Origin of the sequence: Hymenobacter gummosus, assembly GCF_003970915.1 — a bacterium.
In the GTDB taxonomy this organism is placed as follows: domain Bacteria; phylum Bacteroidota; class Bacteroidia; order Cytophagales; family Hymenobacteraceae; genus Solirubrum; species Solirubrum gummosum.
Window position 1 is genome coordinate 1 of record NZ_RXOF01000020.1, and the last position, 17,203, is coordinate 17,203.

The following is a 17,203-nucleotide window of genomic DNA, read 5'->3' on the forward strand; positions in this document are numbered from 1 at the left end:
TGACTGAGCGCTTCCCCAAGAAGATCCACGCCACCACGGCCGCCGGCTTCGCCCTTAAAATCGGCCTCTTCGTCTTTGTACACGCAATCGACCGCTTCGGACTGTAACCCGCAACTTGGGTTTGCTAAGCCAAGTTACAAAGCCGGCCAAGGCTAGCAGCTAGGGTTAACTCCCCTCCTCAGATGATTCCGCGCATCAAGCGGCGTGGGGCTGGGGGTGGTTGATGCTGTTCTGGAACGTCAGTTAGCTTCTAGCTTCCTAATTCTAGCTGTTCAACCACCCCTAGCCCCACGCCGCTTGATGCGCGGAATCATCTGAGCAGGGGAACTAACCCTAACATCTTTCCGCAACTTAGGTTTCCTGGTTTACTGAGCGTGGTAGCTGATGGTCATTTCGGTCTTGCCGCAGCACCGGTGCAGGGTAGCTCTGCCGGCCCCCGGATCGAGGCTTATGCGGTACACCTCGCGCCACCACTCGGGTTGCCAGTACACCTGCTGGTCGTACACCGCTACGCGAGCCCGCCCGGTTTCGACCTCAAACAAGGCCGTCCTGTTTTGGTGGAAAGTGAGCGTCCAGGTTTCCTCGTCGCTTAGGGTGAAATCCTTGCTGACTTCCACGGCCACGCTGCCGTCGCGGTATACGGGCTCATACCGGATGGCAAGTGCCCACCACAACCCCAGCGCCACCGGCAGGCAGCCCCAGCAGTGCAAAGCCATCCAGCCGCTGTGGCGCGCGGGCACCCAATCCAACCGGCTTCGCACGCCGGCCAGCACGCCGCTGCTGATAAATGCGGTTATAAACAAGGTCGGAAATTGCAGCACCCAGCCGAATAACACGTACGCCAGCCAGCATACCAGTACAAAGGCAGTGCTGCTCCAGTAAGCCCCTGCCAGCCATTGCCGACTGGCCTCGGCAGCTGGCAGCACGCGGGCAGTGACCCAAATGAGGCCGACGTACAGCGTAAGTATCAGGAAGGCAATCAGCAGAACTTCCACGGGGTCAATCAGAACGCACAATCAGACACCTTGCTTCCGGGCCGGCCCGCGCCGCCGCAGCTGCCGCAGGGCCAGCGCCCCGCCGGCGGCCAGCAGCAGCGTGGCGCCGCCGTCGATGGGCACGGCCGAGGGCGGGGTGTCTTCGCCCGCGTCGAGGGCGGCGTTGGCCTGCAGCACTTCGGCCTGCTTGCGGCGCAGGGCGGCTTTCTGGGCCTCGTTTTCCAGCGAGAGGTAGGAGGTCAGCGGCGTCATGACGCCCGACTCGAAGCTGGCCTGGATGGCGGCCAGGCGGGTGGCTTCGGCCTGGGCCGGGTGCAGGGCCAGCTCCTGGTCGTAGCCGGCCAGCAGCAGGCCGGAGGCCCAGGTTTTGGGCGCGTCGACGGGGAAGGTGACGTGGGGCTGGGCCAGCACCACGGCGGGCTGCGCGTCGTCGGGCAGGTAGGCGCGGGGACGGGCGGCCGCGGGCCAGGCCCGCACCGGGGCCGGGGCGCCGGGCGCGGAGGCTTCGACCCAGGCCTGCTCGGATTTCTCGGCCAGGGAGCGGGCTTCGAGGCCGGCGGGCGTCAGCACGTAGTAGGCGGGGCTTTCGGGGTAGGCGGCGGCCAGGTCGGCAAAGTCGGTATCGAGCACGGGTCGGCCGGTAGCGGTGCTGACGAGCACCAGCACCGGATAGGTATCGGCGGGGCGCAGCTGCTGCTGGGTCAGCAGCTGGCGGATGGCCCCGGCGGCGTAGCAGCCGCCCTCGGCCGGCGCCGCGCGCAGGGCCTGCTGCCAGTCGGCGCCGGCGGGCAGGGTGCGGGCGTAGGCGTTGACCAACGTGAAGCGCGGCGGGGCGGCCAGGGGCTGCTGCAGCTGGGTTTGCACGGCCCGGATCATGTCGGCCCGGTGGGTTTGCTGGCCGGCCGAGGCGTCGAGCAGGAAGTGGTAGTAGGGCCGGCGCTGCAACCGGGGCAGGGCCTGCTTGGCGGCGCGGCTCAGGTACACCACTTCGCGGTTCGGGGTGGCCGTTTCGGCCGGGGCCGGGTGCTGCAGCGAGTCGCCCAGCCGCACGGGCCGCCCGTCGAAGCTGAGCTGCACCGGCTCCTGGTGCACGAAGCGGATGCCGGTGCGGCGCACCTGGCCCGGCGCCACCGGAAACACGCGTAGCCCCAGGCGCCGGCCCGCGAGGTAGTGCAGGATGCCCGGGTCGCGGTTTTCGTTCTGAATCTGGGCAAACACCCAGGCGGCGGCCTTTTTCTCGGCCAGGATGCCGTGCTCCCGCCGCCCCTCGATGTCGAGGTAATAATCCTGCACCCAGCAGCCCGGCGGCAAGCTGAACTCGGTGGCGTATTCCTGGCTGGCCCCGTTAGTGCCCATCACTTCCAGATCCACCCAGCTCACCCAGGCGGCCTGCCGGGCGTCGTACCGGCTGCGGTGGTCCAGGCGCGTCAGGCGTGGGTGCAACGGCCGGGCGCCCATGACCGCGGCCAGTCCGTCGGTAGAGGCCGGCCGGTCGTAGTCCGCGGGCGGCGGGGCGTCGGCGAAAATCTGCTGCAGGCGGCTGAGCTTGTCTTCGGCCAGGGTGAGGTTGTCGAGCACCAGCCAGGTGAAGTAGCGCGAGAGGTAGGGCTGCCCGCTGCCGAGCAAATCCCGGTTGCGGGTTTTGTGGTACTGCACCATCTGCAGCGTGCTGCCCAGCGCAGCCGCGTCGAGCTGGTAGCGGCGGGCGTAGTCGGGGGCGTACACGTAGGCCAGGGCCTCGTGCAGGGTGCCGCGGTAGTGCAGGTAAGTGGCAGTCAGGCCCAGGGGCAGCACCAGCAGGCCGCCCACCACGGCCGCCGTGAGAACGGGCCGCGCAAACAGCCCGCGCAGCCCCGCCAAATCTTCGCTGAGCTGGTGCAGGTGCACCACGAACAGCAGCGTGGGCGCCAGCATCAGGAAGCCGGTGCCGATAAGGATGATGGCCAGCACCGACAGCGGCAGCCAGGGCAGAAACACCACGAAGAAGTACAGCGTGTAGGCCAGCAGGGCGCTGCGGGCGGCCAGCAGGCCCAGCCGCGGCCAGCGCCCGGCCGGCGTGGGCAGGCAGAGCAGCAGGCAGTTCAGCGCGGCCAGGCCGTAAAACCAGGGGCTGCTGAAGTCGCCGAAGATGCCCTGCCCGTCCGAGCTGTACTTGCCGAACAGCAGGCCACTGTTGACGGCCAGGCCCAGCAGCGGCAGCACCCCGGCAATGAGGATTTTCCAGATCAGCTCATGCTGCTGCCACCCCCCGGCCCGCTGGCTGACGACGATGAACAGCCCCCGCGCCAGAAAGAAGAGGAAAGTCAGCGGCCCGGCCACCATGGCCAGCGCCGCCATGGCCGCTGCCACCCAGTTGTGGTAGCGGTTCGGCAGCGCGGATTCTAGTAAGTCCCAGAAACCGCCCGGCAGCAACGACAGCAGCTGCCCGCCCAGGAAAAACACCAGGGGCACGGCCAGCGCCAGGCCGAAGCTGGGCAGGGCCCGCGCTGGCCGGTCGGGCGGCACGGAGTACACCACCAGCACCAGCAGCGCGTGCACGGCCGTGGGCATTAGGAAGGTGAAGGCGTACAGGCTGGTTTCGCTGCCCACCATCCAGCGGGGCACCGCCGGCGGAAACAGCTTGCCGACCATGCTACTGAAGTACACGAACATGAAGCCTACGCTCAGTAGCAGCATCAGCAGGCCGTAGAGCCGGTGCAGGGGCTGGCGCCGCCACAGGCACCAGGCGGCGTAGCCGGCGGGCAGGGCGGCCAACGTGAGCAGGGCCCCGGTGAGCCAGCGCCACATCAGCCGGCTCTCGGCCGGCAGCAACGACTGAATGACGCTAAACTCCCCGCCCAGCAGCAGGAGCAGCACCGCCAGGGGCAGGGAGTTCAGCAGGAATAACCACTTCGGATTAAGCAGACCGCGCATCGGAACGAGGATGAAAAAGTTGAGGGAACAGCTCAACGACTAAATCGGGGCAAACATATACCAAAGAGCTTTGCAATTCAAAGTATCGTCGAAAAATATCCACTGCCGGGACGGGCGCAGGCTTCGCCACGTGCCCGCGGGCCTTTTACCTTTGGCCTCCTCTCCTACTCCACTGCCGATGCAACCCGCTGCCAACGACCCGATTTACGCCATTCCGGCGTCCTTCCGCCGCATGGAAAACCTGCACATCGTGTTCTGGCTGCTCAAGGACGTGGGCTGGTGCATGATCTGGAAGCCCCTGGGCCTGACGATGGTGGTGCCCACCTTGTCCATTGCCGTGGTTATTGCCTGGCGCACCCGGCACCTGGCCGCCGAGCTGGCCCACAACCTGGCCATCATCTTCTGGATTTCAGCCAACTCCTACTGGATGATCAGCGAGTTTTTCGGCTTCGACGAGGTGCTGGTGTGGCGCGGCGTCACGGGCAAGCACCTGGCCATGATACCGTTTACGCTGGGGCTGCTGGTGCTGGCCTACTACTACTTCTGGCAGAAGCCGCGCGAAAACCGCACCGAACAGGTAGCCACGCTGTAAGGCCTACGGCAGCGGCGCGAAATCCACGTGGTAATGGTCGTCGTGCAGGCGGTTGAGCGTGGGCGTGAGCTGCTGGGCGAAGTAGATGCCGGCGGCCTTAAGCTTCTGGCCCGATTTGGTGGCGAACAGCTCGTCCTTGAGGCCGGTGTTGAAGATAACCTTGCTCACGCGCAGGCCGTGGCGCCGGGCCTGCCGGTCGAGCACCAGCACGTGGGCGGCCAGCACGTCGAAGTCGATGCTGACTTCGCGGTTGAGCCGGGCCCGGCCCTGCCCGTCGAAATTGAGCAGGTAGCGCGCGAAACCCAGGCCTTCGTAGTACTTGGGGGCGCCGCCCGCCGTGCGCAGCGGACTCATGAAGTCCACGCTCAGCCCGATCTGGTGGGTGCGGTGGGGCCAGGGCCGGCCGCCGCGCTTGCGCCCGGTTTCCATGTACACAAACTGCCGCTGCGGGTACTGCCGGGCCATTTCCTGGTAGGCGTCGAGCACGGTGTGGTACACGCGGGAGTGCACGTACTCGCGGCCCAGCACGTAGTAGCTCAGCCAGCTGTAGCAGCGGAAGTTGGGCCCGCGCCGCGGCAGCAGGTAGCCGTTGACCAGCCGGCCCCGGCCGTAGTCGCCCACGGCCTGGCTTTCGCCCTGGTTGCGGTGCGTGACCTGCGGGTAGGAGCTGAGGACCAGCACAAAAAATAGAAATAAGCAGGCGAATAAACGTCGACGGCGCGACGGGAAACGATAAATCATACGTCCAAACATATACAAACGGACCGCCGGTTGGGCGGTCCGTTTGTGCTTTGCAGCAGCAGGTTGTTTACTCGGCCGCTTCCGAGCTGGGCTTGTCGGAGGCGCCTTCCATGCCGTTGGTCTGGTCACTGTCGCCGTAGCCGCCGCGCTGGCCGCTGCCGTCACCCATGTTGCCCTGGGTGACGGTGGGCTGCGCGCCGTCGGGGGCGGCGGTGTTGGCTACGTCCGGGGCCTGCTGCGGGTCTTCGCGGCGGCCCTGGGCTTCGGCGGCTTCGTTGGGGGTGTTCTGGTCGGGTTGTTCCTGGTCGGGGAGCATGGCTGGGAGGAAATAAGGGCGAAACCGCGGCGCACCGTGGCCGCGGCGTCTTCTGCTCTACGCCGCCCGGCCGGCGGAGTTGGGCCCGATGGGCCACCAGCCTCAGATTCGCCAGGCGTCCTCCGCGCTCAGATGCAGGTGTACCACGGCCCCGGGGGCCAGGTGACGGGCGGTGGTCCTGACGGTCACCGCCCCCCCGGCCAGCTGCACCCGCAGCTCGGAGTAGCTGCCAAAAAACGTCACGGCCGCCACCGTGCCCGCCAGCCCCTGGCCGGCTTCTACCAGGTGCAGGTTCTCGGGCCGGATGAGCAGCTTTTTGCGGCCGGGCCGCACGTCGGCCAGCGGGCCCAGGGCCCGGGCGGCGGCCCCGCTCAGCAGGTTGTAGTCGCCAAAGAGGGCGGCTACGTACTCGCTTTCGGGCTGGCGGTACACCTGCTCGGGCGTGCCGCGCTGCACGAGCCGGCCCTGCTGCAATACCAGAATTTCATCGGCCCAGGAGAGGGTATCGTGCGCGTCGTGCGAGACGAGCAGGCAGCTCAGGTCCAGCTGCTCACCCACGTCGCGCAGCACGGCTTTCAGCGTCTGCTTGTGGGCGCTGTCGAGGTTCGAGAACGGCTCGTCGAGCAGCAGCAGGCGCGGGGCGCCGAGCAGCAGGCGGGCCAGGGCCGTGCGCTGCCGCTCCCCGCCCGAGAGCTGGTTGGTTTTGCGCTGTAGCAGGTGGTCGATCCGGCACAGCTCGTACAATTCGCGCGCCTCGTCCGCGCCCAGCTTGTCGGCGTAGCGCAGCACCTGCTCCACCCGCAGAAACTTGGGCAGCTCGAACTGCTGCGAGAGGTAGGCAATGCCCGGGTGGCCCGGAATCAGCTGCTCGTGGGGGTCCTCCACCCGCTCGCCCTCGAAGTACACTTCGCCGGTGCTGGGCGCGGCCAGCCCGGCCACGATTTGCAGCAGGGTGCTTTTACCGGCGCCGGTTTCGCCGGCCAGGGCCAGCTTCTGCCGGGGTTGCTGGGTGAAGCTCACGTCGTGCAGCCCGAAAATACCGGCTTCCTGGAAGCTGACGCGGCGCACGTCGAGCAGCGGGGCCGGCGGGGCCGATGGTTGTTTTTTCATACGCGGCCCCAAAAGGAGCTTTCATCTACGGATTCAACGGCCTGCTGCCAGTCGGCGGGCACGGTGGCGGCGTCGGCGCGCAGGCTCACCACGCTGCCCACAATGGCCCCGATGGTGTCCCGGTCGCCCAGCGCGGCCACGGCCGTCCACAGCGCCGCCGCAAAGTTGTCGAGCCGGTGGGCAATAACCCAGAGGGCGAAGGGCACCGTGTCCTGGGCCAGCAGCCGGGAGCCGTTGCCGAGCACCGCGGCCGCCGTGGCCACGCGGTAGCTGCCGGGCAGGCTGCGGGCCTTACCGATTTTGGCCTTGGTGTCGGTGCCACCGGGCAGCTGCTGGTACACCCCGTCGATAAACTCCTCGCCGCGCAGCACTTCGCCCGCCTGCCCCAGCCGCACGGCCAGCCCGGCCGCCAGGGCCACGGCCACCGCCCCGGCCACGCCTTCCGCGTTCAGGTGCGTCACCTCGGCCGACAAGGTGGCCTGCTCGATCAGGCGGGCTGCGTCGTCGTGGAAGTAGGCGCCGATGGGCGCAGCGCGCATGGCCGCACCGTTGCCCATGGAGCCCTGGCCGTCGAACACGGCGGCCGACACTTCGCGCCAGGGCCGCCCCTCCCCGATTTCGCGCAGCACGCGGTGGGCCGTGGCCCCGTAGCCGCGGCGGGGGTCGAGGTGGTAATTCTCAGCGAAGCGCCGGGCCAACGCGTCCGGCTCGATGCGGCCGTAGCGGGCCAGCACGTCGACCACGGCAATGGCCATGACGGTGTCGTCGGTAAACTCCCAGCGCGTGGCGGCGGGCACCCGGCGGGCGGCAATGGCCCGGAGCACCGCGTCCTCGTCGCCGAAGAAACTGTCGCCGAATGCGTCGCCCAGGGCCAGCCCGCGCAGGGACTGGTGGGCCAGGTGGAGGCGGTGGGTGGGGTGCATCGGGCTACTGCGGTGGCGGCAGGGTCAGGTTGTCCAGCTGCATCGTCAGCAAGGGGCGCAGGCTGCCCGTTTTCCGGGTCGCCGCTCCGGTCAACTGCCGGGTTTTGGCGCCGAAGCGGGCCGTTACGGTCAGCTGCCCGGCGGGCGTTTCGCGGATTTCGTACCGGGCCGCGCCATTCTGGAAGCGCAGGCTCAGCCCAGAGCCGGTTTGGTGCAGCGTGAAAGGCGGCGCCTCTTCGGCCAGTAAGGTGGGGTAGTTGAATTCCACGCTGTCGTCCCTGCGCAGCAACGCGTAGCACAGCACCCGGGAATCGAGGACGAAGAGGACAACCCGCTTGCCGCTCTCGACCAGTGGAAACGCGCAGATTGCCTCCCCGGGGCCGAGTTCCAACTCCCGCCACGCCCGCGACACCAAGCGGCTGCCGTTCCATTCTTCCTGGCTGTAGCGCACAAAGGGATATTGCGACTGGTCTTCCCTGGAGCTGCTTATGCGAAATGGCTTGTTGTCCCGGACGCTAAACTCCACCGATTCCTGCCCCCAGTGCCCCATCTGCTGCACGCTGAGCCGCTGGCGCTCCGCATCTACCCCAAACATGCCGCAGTAGGCTTGCGCCAGGTAGGAGAATTCCTCGCTGTGCGCGAAGCCAGCCGGCGTTGCGAGGTACACCTTGAATGACGGATTGAGGTGGCAGCTGTTGCGTCCCTCCTGAATGGCCAGGTCCGGGCGGCCATCGAAGTTGAAGTCCCCGCTGATGAGCACGTGTTGCTCAGCGTACGGGAGGCGCGCCCCGGAGGAGCCCAGCAGATTGCCGTCCAGTCCTTCGCTCAAATCCGCTGACGCTACCCGCACTAGTTGCCGCTTCGTCTTTTGGTCGTACACGCCTACCCAGCCCCTAAACAGGGTGTCGACGTGAATGCGGGCAACATAATCCGACGAAAAATCATCGATGGTAAACTCCTGCTGGGCCCGGGCCGTGAAGCCACCCAGCAGAAACAGCAGCAATAACAAGCAACGGGGCATAGCTATAGCGAGGCGCCGGAAACGCCCTCCGGCGGCAAAGGTAACCGCAATCCCCGGCCTGCTACTTGCCAAATACCTTCCGTCGGTGATTTTCGCCCCAGGCGTGCAGCTCCAGCATCACCTGTTTCAGGGTGTAGGCGTACTCCGTGGCCGTGTACTCGATGCGCACCGGGTAGTCGTCTTCGTACACCGTGCGGCGGATGAGCTGGTGTTCCTCCAGGTCCTTCAGCTCCTTGGCCAGCACCTTGGGGTTGAGCTTGGGAATACTCGTTTCAATTTCCCGGAAGCGCCGGCTGCCCTGCATGATGGAGGTCAGCACCAGCACCTTCCACTTGCCCCCGACCACCTCCAGCGCGTCGCGGATGGGCTGCACCTGCGCGAGGCAGTGGAGTTGCTTGGTGGTGCCGTCGGTCAGGAGCATGGCGCTTACGTGCAGGTAATGGCGTTCGGGACGAAGGCGAAAACCGGGAGCTTTGCCGGCGTCCACTCACTCATCCCTTCGCCGCATGACTTCTCCCCAACCCACCCGCACGTTGAATGTTTTGCTCTGGCTGGTGCAGACGCTGCTGGCCCTGCTATTCGTCGGCACGGGGCTGTTCAAGCTTTTCACCCCCATTCGCGAGCTGGCCGCCCTCTGGCCCTGGGCCGGTGAGCAGCCCGGCCTGGTGCCGCTCACCGCCGCCGCCGATTTGCTCGGCGGCCTGGGCCTGGTGGGGCCAGCCCTGCTGCGCATTCGCCCGCAACCGCTCACGCGGCTGGCGGCGCTGGGCTGCGCGGCCCTGCAGGCCGCGGCTATTACGTTCCACCTCATGCGCGGGGAGCAGACCAATACGCCGTTCAACTTCGCCCTGCTGGCCCTGGTCTTATTCGTGTTCTGGGGCCGGGGCAAGGCGCCGCTCGGCCGGCAAAACTGATGCGCCGCTAGGCTGAACGAGAAACCGGCCGCCTCCCCTGCAGGAAGCGGCCGGTTTCTCGTTCAGCCTAGCGGCATCAGAATTACTTCTGCGACAGGTTGCTGCCCTGGGCCTGCTGCTGGCGGATCAGGTTTAGCGCCGAGCCGGCTTTGAACCACTCGATCTGGCCCTCGTTGTAGGTGTGGTTCACCGTGATGAGGTCCGTGTCGCCGTCGGCGTGGTGCAGGCGAATCTGCAGGGGCTTGCCGGGGGCGAAGCTGGTCAGGCCGATGATGTCGATGGTGTCACCCTCCTCGATCAGGTCGTAGTCGGCCTTGTTGGCGAAGGTCAGGGCCAGCATGCCCTGCTTTTTCAGGTTCGTCTCGTGGATACGCGCAAACGACTTCACCAGGATGGCGCGCACGCCCAGGTGGCGGGGCTCCATGGCGGCGTGCTCCCGCGAGGAGCCTTCGCCGTAGTTTTCATCGCCCACCACGATGGTGCCGATGCCCATGGACTTGTAGTTACGCGCTACCTGCGGCACGGCGTTGTAGCCGTCGCCCTGCGTTACAAAATCCCGCACGCTGTTGGCTTCGCCGTTGAAGGCGTTGATGGCGCCGATCAGCATGTTGTTCGAGATGTTGTCGAGGTGGCCGCGGTACTTCAGCCAGGGGCCGGCCATCGAAATGTGGTCGGTGGTGCACTTGCCCTGGGCTTTGATGAGCAGGCGCAGACCGCTGAGGTCGGTGCCTTCCCAGGGTTTGAAGGGCTCCAGCAGCTCCAGGCGGTCGGAGTTCGGGTCCACGATTACCTGCACGCCCGAGCCGTTTTCGGCGGGCGCCTGGTAGCCGGCATCTTCCACGGCGTAGCCCTGCGGGGGCATTTCCAGGCCGCGCGGCTCGTCGAGCTTCACCTGCTGGCCTTCCTTGTTGGTCAGGGTGTCGGTCAGCGGGTTGAAGGTCAGGTCGCCGGCAATGGCAAAGGCCGTCACGATTTCGGGCGAGGCCACGAAGGCGTGGGTGTTCGGGTTGCCGTCGTTGCGCTTGGCGAAGTTGCGGTTGAACGAGGTGATGATGGAGTTGCGACGCTTGGGGTCGTCGGTGTGGCGGGCCCACTGGCCGATGCACGGCCCGCAGGCGTTGGCCAGCACCACGCCGCCCATCTGGGCAAACGTGTCGAGCAGACCGTCGCGCTGCACGGTGTAGCGCACCAGTTCCGAACCCGGAGTTACGGTGAACTCCGCGTTGACGGCCAGGCCTTTCGACACGGCTTGCTCGGCTACCGAAGCGGCGCGGGTGATGTCCTCGTACGAGGAGTTGGTGCACGAGCCGATCAGGCCTACTTCCAGTTTCTCGGGCCAGCCGTGCTCTTTAACGGCCGCAGCAAACTGCGAAATCGGCCAGGCGGCGTCCGGGGTGAAGGGGCCGTTGACGTGCGGCTCCAGCTCCGACAGGTTGATTTCGATCAGCTGGTCGTAGAAGCTGGCCGGGTCGGCGTACACTTCGGGGTCGGGGCGCAGGTGGTCGGCCACGGCGTTGGCGGCTTCGGCAATGTCCTGGCGGCCGGTGCCCGAGAGGTACTCCACCATCGACTGGTCGAAGGCGAAAACCGAGGTGGTAGCCCCGATTTCGGCGCCCATGTTGCAGATGGTCGCCTTACCGGTGCACGACATGTTTTCGGAACCCTCGCCGAAGTACTCGACGATGGCGCCGGTGCCGCCTTTCACCGTCAGGATGCCGGCGACTTTCAGAATCACGTCTTTCGGCGAAGCCCAGCCCGACAGCTTGCCGGTCAGCTTTACGCCGATGAGTTTCGGGAATTTCAGCTCCCAGGCCATACCGGCCATTACGTCCACGGCATCGGCACCACCGACGCCGATGGCCAGCATGCCGAGGCCGCCGGCGTTGGGCGTGTGCGAGTCGGTGCCGATCATCATGCCGCCGGGGAAGGCGTAGTTTTCGAGCACCACCTGGTGGATGATGCCGGCGCCGGGCTTCCAGAAGCCGATTCCGTACTTATTGGAAACCGAGGCGAGGAAGTCGTACACTTCCTTGTTTTCGGAGTTGGCAATGGCCAAGTCCTCTTCGGCGCCTTCTTTGGCCTGAATCAGGTGGTCGCAGTGCACGGTGGAGGGCACCGAAACCTTGGCTTTGCCGGCCTGCATGAACTGCAGCAGGGCCATCTGGGCGGTGGCGTCCTGCATGGCCACGCGGTCGGGAGCGAAGTCAACGTAGGAAACGCCGCGCTCGAACGCCTTGTCGGTCGCGCCGTTGTAGAGGTGGGCGTATAGGATTTTTTCGGCCAGCGTGAGGGGGCGGCCCACCACGCGGCGGGCAGCTTCAACTCGCTCGCCCAGACCGTTGTACACGGTCTTGATCATTTCCAGGTCAAACGCCATGGGATATCAGCGGGAAAAGGGTGACAAAACCAAGCCTAGAATGGCTAAGGCGCAAATATAGGCCCCGCCTCACCGGCCGGCAAACTTTATATTCGCCGCGGAGTTGTACGCGGGTTCGACCATTGGGGTCGGCAACGGACTGTACTTTTTCGGGTCTTTTTGCGCCCATCTTCCTTAGTAACAGATGACTTTTCGATTCGTTTCGGGCCGCCGGCTGCTGGGCAGCGCGGCCCTGCTCACTACGCTGCTGACGGCCTGCAACTCAGGCGGTGACAAAAACGCCACCGCCTCGGAAGGCGGCCCCGAGGCCGCCGCGGGCCCGGCCCTGACGGCCGGCACCTGGCGCGGCGTGCTATCGGCCCAGGGTCAGGAAATACCGTTCCTCTTCGACGTGGCTACCGACGGCGGCAAGCCCACCGTGACCCTGCGCAACGGCGAGGAGCGGCTGAAGCTGGACGAAATAACCACGGCCGGCGACTCCACTACCATCCGCCTGGGCGTGTTCGACGCGGCGCTGGTGGTGCGGGCCGACGGGGCCGACAAGCTCAAGGGCGCCTGGGTGAAGTACGACGCGAAGGAGCCGTACCGGGTGGCGTTTTCGGCCCAGAAACAGGAAGCTAGAACGGGTGAATTGCCGGCTTCTGGCACCCTCAGCGTTTGCGCAGAAGCACCGAAAGTTGACGGTACCTGGGATGTTACTTTTAAAGGTGACGACGGCGAGACTTACCCGGCCGTGGGCGTTTTCAAAGAGACATCAAGCAGAGAGACGGGCCGAAAAGTAACGGGCACATTCCTGACCACTACCGGCGACTATCGGTATCTAGCTGGCGGTATCAGTGGCTGTGAACTTCGGTTGTCGACCTTTGATGGCAGCCACGGCTTTTTGTTCACGGCTGAACAAAATCGTGACGGTACGCTGAAAGGCCATTTCTACAGCGGCAAGTCAGGCCACGAAACCTGGACTGCCACGCGCAACCCCAACGCCAAGCTGCCCGACGCTAATAGCCTGACGGGCCTGAAACCGGGGCAGAAGCGGCTGGACTTCCTGTTTCCGAACATCTACGAGGGCGGCAGCATCTCCCCCACCGACCTCAAGTACAAGGGCAAGGTGGTGGTGGTGCAGGTGCTGGGCTCCTGGTGCCCCAACTGCATGGACGAGACGAACTTCCTGGCGCCCTGGTACGAGCAGAACAAGCAGCGCGGGGTGGAAATCATCGGCCTGGGCTTTGAGCGCACGCCCGACCAGCGCAAGGCCGCCGAGAAGCTGCTGAAGATGAAGCAGCGCATGAACATCGGCTACGACATTGCCGTGGCAGGCGTGGCCAACAAGGACTCGGCCAGCAAAGCCCTGCCCCAGCTGTCCGGCGTGCTGGCCTTCCCGACAACCATCTTCCTGGACAAGAAGGGCGAGGTGCGCAAGGTACACACCGGCTTCTCGGGCCCCGGCACCGGCAAGTACTACGAGCAGGAAAAGGCCGACTTCACCAAGACCATCGACCAGCTGCTGGCGGAGTAAGCCCTTGGGCGCCTCACCCCCCATCCCCCTCTCCTTTTTGGATAGGGGGAGCCGGACGATTCGTGCTTCGACCGGACGTACAGGCCCGCTTTCTGACGAAAGCGGGCCTTTTGTTTTTTAGGGCGACGCGGTAGGTGCGGCAATCGGTCCTATACAACGGCCTGACTAAACGTGAGGCCCCGCCCGAAACCTGGCTGCTGCAGTTTCTGGCGGGGCTGTTTTTGGTTGGTGGTCATTGTGGCGGCAGTGCTACTGGAGGAAGGATTGGCTACGCCTTCCTGCGGTTGCCGCGCTTTGCTCGCAATGACTGCCGGTGCTACCGGTTACCGGCCGCCCCTTGGGCGCTCCAGCAGCACGATTTCGTCGCCGTGGTAGGGGGAGCGGGCGAATTCGTGGTAGCCGAACTTGTGGGCCAGGCGCAGGGAAGCGGCGTTGTCGGGGTCGATGATGCAGGCGGTGCGGGGACTGGGCAGGTGCTCATCGGCCCAGCGCAGGGCGGCGCCCACGGCCTGGCTGGCGTAGCCGCGGCCGTGCACGTCGGGGGCCAGCACCCAGCCGGCTTCGGGTACCCCCTTAATAGACGGGGTCAGGTCGCGCTGCACGTCGAAGAAGCCGGTGGTGCCGATGAAGCGGCCGGTGGCTTTTTCCTCGATGGCCCAGGAGCCGTAGCCCAGCATGGTCCAGTGGCCCATGTGGGAGAGCATACGCCGCCACACGGTTTCCTCGTCGTTGGGGTTGTTGCCGAGGTAGCGGTAAAAGGCCGGGTCCTGGTGCATAGCGGCGGCGGCGGGCAGATCAGAGGGGCGCGGGGCGCGCAACAGGAGGTCGGGAGTTTCGAGCTGGGGAATGGCGGCGGGCGCGAGGGGGCCCAGGCTGAGGAGCTGCATGGCGGCAAAGTATGCAAACTCAAGTGGCGGAGTAGCATTTCGGGGCAGAAGTCGGGGCTACAGGCTGGTTCCCCGCCTCAGCTGAGGCGGGGCTAGGGGTGGTTGCCCTGCCATTAGAACGAAGAAATCAGAACGTCATGTCGAGCCCCGCGAGACAGCTCGCGTGCTGATGGCAGGTAGTAATTTCTAGCTCTGGTTTTTCAACCGCCCCTAGCCCCACGCCACTTGATGCGCGGAATCAGCTGGGGCGGGGAACCAGCCTTAGCCTGTAGCACTAGCTTCTCGATTCCTGCACAGCTTGTTAGCGGCAGGCGCCTGGGTGCTCAGGACTCGGGGCGCAGGTAAGGCGTGAGAATACGGTAGGGCAGCAGCAGCACCAGCGGGCGGCAGTCGGCGGGCAGCAGGGCGCCGAGGGGGTCCTGGGCGGGGTCGGAGACGGGCTGGAGCGGGGCTTCGTAGACCAGGCGCAAGCCCTGGGGCGTGAAGCTCATGCCCTGGTACATGTCGAACCGGCGGCGAAACTCGGCGCGCTGAGCGGGCAGCAGCCGCGGCAGGTGCCGGCGGCGCCGGGTATCCTGCACCAGCTGCAGCACTGCCCGGGCCAGCAGCCGCTGCAGGGCGGGCCGAAACAGCTCGGCTTCCGACAGCCGGTACTGCCCGCCGGGCCCGTCGTAGAAATCGGTGTCGTAGCTGGAGCGGGCTTCGGGGCAGGTTTGCAGCTCGTGGTGGACGGTGAGCAGGAAGCGGCGGTAACCGGGCGGGCGCAGCAGCCCCAGCCGCACCGGGCGGCGGCGGTAGAGCAGCACGGTATCGGTGAGGCGGCGCCGGGCGGGCAGCGGCAGGGCGTCGTAGGCCGGCTGGGGCTCAAACCAGAGGTAGAGCGCCGCCTGGTGCTTGGTGTAATACTCCTCGCGCAGCCGCTCGTTGAGGCCCTGGGCCCCGAGGTCGGGCGGCAGCTGCGGGTAGGTCAGGGCCAGCAGCTGGGCCGTCCAGCGGCCGGGCCGGCGGCCGGGGCTGATGGCCACCCGCCGGGCCTCCACGTAGCGTAGGGGCCGGCCCGCCAGCCGGCCGGCGCGGTCGAAATCGACCTGCCAGCCGCCGGTAGGCAGCCGGGTGAGCCGGCGCAGCCAGGGCACGCGGACGGTATCGGCGCCGGGCTGCAGGTAGAGGTACAGCGCGGGCTCGTGGGGCCGCACGGTATCGGGGCGCAGGGCCACGGGTGCGGGCACGGGGCCGGGCAGCGAGTCGCTGAGCACGACCACGGCGGGGCCGGGCAGGGCACCGGGCGTGTACTGGCAGGCGCCCAGCAGCAGAATCAGCAGGGGCAGCGCGGCCGCGTACCAGCAGCGGCGCCGCGGGAAGGTGGGCGGGCTCATCGGAGGTAGGGGCGCAGGCGGGCGTAGGGAATCAGCACGGTGAAGCCGTCCTGGTAGCGGCGGGCGTGGCGGTAGCGGGCGTCTTCGTACTCGTGCTCGGCCCCGAGGTAATGCGCGTGCAGCCCCCGGCGCGTAAAGGCCCAGTACGCCGGCTCGGCCAACTGCCGGCGCAGGTCCTGGGTGGCAGCCGAATCGAGCGGGGGCACCTGGTGGCGCTGCCGCTCCCGCCGCAGCGGCGCCCACATGGCCCGCCAGAGGTCCTGGCTTAGGGCGGGCACAAACAGGTCGGCGTAGCGTACGCGGCGGCCGGTTTGCAGGGCATAGTAGGCCGGGCTGCTGGCCGCCAGGTCCTCGTAGTAGCTGGTGCGCAATGCGTCTTCGTAGTCGTTGTCATAGTAATCATCGAGGCTCAGCAGGCGGCGGCCGGGGCCCAGCTCCACCGCGCTGATGGCAACGGGGTAGTGTTGGTAGCGGTCGGTGGTATCGAGCAGGCGGTAAGTGGCGCGCCACATCTCGGGGTGCGCCGCCGCTTCGCTGGAGTCTACTTCGCGGTGCCAGGGCCGGCGGGCCAGCGCGGCCGCACTCAGCTCGAAGGGCAGGATGGGCTGGCCCGCTTCGCGGTCGGTCAATTCGCCCAAGTCCCGGTTGGGGGTTACCAGCTCGTAGCGGGTTTGCAGGGCCCGGTTGAGGGCCGTGAGCGGGCCGGCGGCGGTGCGCAGCCGGGGAAATTCCAGCGCCTGCCGGCGGTAGCGCCAGCTGTTGACATAGTAGCCTTCTTCGTTGCCGCAGAGGCCCCGGGGCAGCGGGTCGGGCGCGCCAAACTCGGGGTCCAGCAGCCCCAGCTCCAGGTACTCGTGGTGGTAGATATCGACCAGCAGGCCGCCGGACAGGCGCAGGTGCCGGGGCAGCGGCTCGTAGCCGGCGGCGGAGCTGATGCCGCTGACGCGAAAGCCGGCGGGGGCCGGCGGCAGGGCGGGCAGCTGCCGGAATAGCTTCGCGGAGTCCTGCCAGTACGCCAGCCAGAGGTAGAAGCCGTTGTGCTGGTGCAGCAGCGTATCGCCGGGCGTATCCGGCCACTCCGCTTCTACTGGCGGCGGCGGCGATGGTGGGGGTGGCATGAGGGGCCGGGGCGGCGTGGGCCAGCCGGGGCTGGGCGGCCCACTCCCATTATCGGCGGGCTGGCAGGCGCTCAGGCTGGCCGCGCCGAGCACGACCAGGCCGCAGCGCCGCAGCAAAAACATGGACGAGGATTGCACGAAGGATAAGGGGCTGAATGCGGCCTCAACTTAGACGCTGCCGGGCCAGTCTGCAACCGCCGCCGCGAAAACGCACCGGATTGGCCAACGGCGCTACGGACGCGGGCGGCGGATGGCCGATAAAACGGGGCGGTTCGTCGGGTTTTTGGGGGCAGTGCCAGAGAAACGGCCGGGCCGGGCGACACTTCGGCACCAGGCTTGCAAATGAGCTGGCAAGGATGCAGCATCCTGATAACCAACCCTGACTTCAACTTCCCAACCCATTT

At 66.6% G+C, this 17,203-nt stretch carries 15 protein-coding genes and 1 pseudogene; 4 read left to right on the top strand and 12 right to left on the bottom strand.

The features are described 5' to 3' along the window. A pseudogene (locus EJV47_RS29180) lies at positions 1-107 on the top strand (IS982 family transposase); the annotation flags it as partial. A 258-nt stretch (positions 108-365) separates the two neighbouring features. Here EJV47_RS29180 and EJV47_RS24905 read toward each other — a convergent pair. Together EJV47_RS24905 and EJV47_RS24910 are read right to left on the bottom strand one after the other, a co-directional pair. Further along, positions 366-995 (bottom strand): hypothetical protein, encoded by a 630-nt coding sequence (locus EJV47_RS24905; protein WP_126695934.1) that lies wholly within the window; start codon positions 993-995, stop codon positions 366-368. Between the two features lie 21 nt (positions 996-1,016). After that, complete coding sequence (locus EJV47_RS24910; protein ID WP_126695935.1) at positions 1,017-3,908, bottom strand: MSEP-CTERM sorting domain-containing protein; 2,892 nt, start codon at positions 3,906-3,908, stop codon at positions 1,017-1,019. 178 nt (positions 3,909-4,086) lie between these two features. On the opposite strand from EJV47_RS24910, the gene EJV47_RS24915 reads away from it, so the two are divergent. After that, positions 4,087-4,500 (top strand): hypothetical protein, encoded by a 414-nt coding sequence (locus EJV47_RS24915; RefSeq protein WP_207895997.1) that lies wholly within the window; start codon positions 4,087-4,089, stop codon positions 4,498-4,500. A gap of 3 nt (positions 4,501-4,503) precedes the next feature. Here EJV47_RS24915 and EJV47_RS24920 read toward each other — a convergent pair whose 3' ends face one another. The 6 genes from EJV47_RS24920 to EJV47_RS24945 all read right to left on the bottom strand — a co-directional run bounded on the left by EJV47_RS24920 (position 4,504) and on the right by EJV47_RS24945 (position 9,032). Continuing rightward, the gene (locus tag EJV47_RS24920) at positions 4,504-5,181 is read right to left on the bottom strand and encodes a penicillin-insensitive murein endopeptidase (RefSeq protein WP_165903923.1); all 678 of its coding nucleotides are present in this window, start codon (positions 5,179-5,181) and stop codon (positions 4,504-4,506) included. Between the two features lie 127 nt (positions 5,182-5,308). After that, entirely contained in the window at positions 5,309-5,557 is a 249-nt protein-coding gene (locus tag EJV47_RS24925; RefSeq protein ID WP_126695937.1) for a hypothetical protein, read from the bottom strand. Positions 5,558-5,659: 102 nt separating this feature from the next. Beyond that, positions 5,660-6,667, bottom strand: coding sequence for an ABC transporter ATP-binding protein (locus EJV47_RS24930; RefSeq protein ID WP_126695938.1), 1,008 nt, complete (start codon positions 6,665-6,667; stop codon positions 5,660-5,662). Next, positions 6,664-7,590, bottom strand: coding sequence for an ADP-ribosylglycohydrolase family protein (locus tag EJV47_RS24935; protein WP_126695939.1), 927 nt, complete (start codon positions 7,588-7,590; stop codon positions 6,664-6,666). Before EJV47_RS24935 ends, EJV47_RS24930 begins: the two co-directional genes overlap by 4 nt. Before the next feature lie 4 nt (positions 7,591-7,594). Then, complete coding sequence (locus tag EJV47_RS24940) at positions 7,595-8,611, bottom strand: XAC2610-related protein (RefSeq protein WP_126695940.1); 1,017 nt, start codon at positions 8,609-8,611, stop codon at positions 7,595-7,597. A gap of 61 nt (positions 8,612-8,672) precedes the next feature. After that, complete coding sequence (locus EJV47_RS24945; RefSeq protein ID WP_126695941.1) at positions 8,673-9,032, bottom strand: winged helix-turn-helix transcriptional regulator; 360 nt, start codon at positions 9,030-9,032, stop codon at positions 8,673-8,675. A gap of 85 nt (positions 9,033-9,117) precedes the next feature. Between EJV47_RS24945 and EJV47_RS24950 the strand changes: the two genes are divergently transcribed. Next, complete coding sequence (locus EJV47_RS24950; protein ID WP_126695942.1) at positions 9,118-9,525, top strand: DoxX family protein; 408 nt, start codon at positions 9,118-9,120, stop codon at positions 9,523-9,525. An 82-nt stretch (positions 9,526-9,607) separates the two neighbouring features. Here the strand turns inward: EJV47_RS24950 and EJV47_RS24955 are convergent, their stop codons facing one another. Then, positions 9,608-11,902 (bottom strand): aconitate hydratase, encoded by a 2,295-nt coding sequence (locus EJV47_RS24955; RefSeq protein WP_126695943.1) that lies wholly within the window; start codon positions 11,900-11,902, stop codon positions 9,608-9,610. 184 nt (positions 11,903-12,086) lie between these two features. Between EJV47_RS24955 and EJV47_RS24960 the strand changes: the two genes are divergently transcribed. Next, the gene (locus EJV47_RS24960) at positions 12,087-13,418 is read left to right on the top strand and encodes a peroxiredoxin family protein (protein ID WP_126695944.1); all 1,332 of its coding nucleotides are present in this window, start codon (positions 12,087-12,089) and stop codon (positions 13,416-13,418) included. A gap of 323 nt (positions 13,419-13,741) precedes the next feature. Here EJV47_RS24960 and EJV47_RS24965 read toward each other — a convergent pair whose 3' ends face one another. From EJV47_RS24965 to EJV47_RS24975, 3 genes are all read right to left on the bottom strand, one after another. Further along, positions 13,742-14,305 carry a GNAT family N-acetyltransferase gene (locus EJV47_RS24965; protein WP_126695945.1) on the bottom strand — a complete coding sequence of 188 codons (564 nt, stop codon included), beginning with the start codon at positions 14,303-14,305 and terminating at the stop codon, positions 13,742-13,744. Between the two features lie 323 nt (positions 14,306-14,628). Continuing rightward, complete coding sequence (locus tag EJV47_RS24970) at positions 14,629-15,681, bottom strand: hypothetical protein (RefSeq protein WP_126695946.1); 1,053 nt, start codon at positions 15,679-15,681, stop codon at positions 14,629-14,631. After that, the gene (locus tag EJV47_RS24975; RefSeq protein ID WP_126695947.1) at positions 15,678-16,937 is read right to left on the bottom strand and encodes a hypothetical protein; all 1,260 of its coding nucleotides are present in this window, start codon (positions 16,935-16,937) and stop codon (positions 15,678-15,680) included. Before EJV47_RS24975 ends, EJV47_RS24970 begins: the two co-directional genes overlap by 4 nt. Positions 16,938-17,203: the final 266 nt, after the last annotated feature.

Coding starts and splice junctions, on each gene's coding strand:
- EJV47_RS24910 (WP_126695935.1), bottom strand. CDS start 3,908: ATGCGCGGTCTGCTTAATCCGAAGTGGTTATTCCTGCTGAACTCCCTG.
- EJV47_RS24915 (WP_207895997.1), top strand. CDS start 4,087: ATGCAACCCGCTGCCAACGACCCGATTTACGCCATTCCGGCGTCCTTC.
- EJV47_RS24925 (WP_126695937.1), bottom strand. CDS start 5,557: ATGCTCCCCGACCAGGAACAACCCGACCAGAACACCCCCAACGAAGCC.
- EJV47_RS24930 (WP_126695938.1), bottom strand. CDS start 6,667: ATGAAAAAACAACCATCGGCCCCGCCGGCCCCGCTGCTCGACGTGCGC.
- EJV47_RS24935 (WP_126695939.1), bottom strand. CDS start 7,590: ATGCACCCCACCCACCGCCTCCACCTGGCCCACCAGTCCCTGCGCGGG.
- EJV47_RS24940 (WP_126695940.1), bottom strand. CDS start 8,611: ATGCCCCGTTGCTTGTTATTGCTGCTGTTTCTGCTGGGTGGCTTCACG.
- EJV47_RS24945 (WP_126695941.1), bottom strand. CDS start 9,032: ATGCTCCTGACCGACGGCACCACCAAGCAACTCCACTGCCTCGCGCAG.
- EJV47_RS24950 (WP_126695942.1), top strand. CDS start 9,118: ATGACTTCTCCCCAACCCACCCGCACGTTGAATGTTTTGCTCTGGCTG.
- EJV47_RS24955 (WP_126695943.1), bottom strand. CDS start 11,902: ATGGCGTTTGACCTGGAAATGATCAAGACCGTGTACAACGGTCTGGGC.
- EJV47_RS24960 (WP_126695944.1), top strand. CDS start 12,087: ATGACTTTTCGATTCGTTTCGGGCCGCCGGCTGCTGGGCAGCGCGGCC.
- EJV47_RS24965 (WP_126695945.1), bottom strand. CDS start 14,305: ATGCAGCTCCTCAGCCTGGGCCCCCTCGCGCCCGCCGCCATTCCCCAG.
- EJV47_RS24970 (WP_126695946.1), bottom strand. CDS start 15,681: ATGAGCCCGCCCACCTTCCCGCGGCGCCGCTGCTGGTACGCGGCCGCG.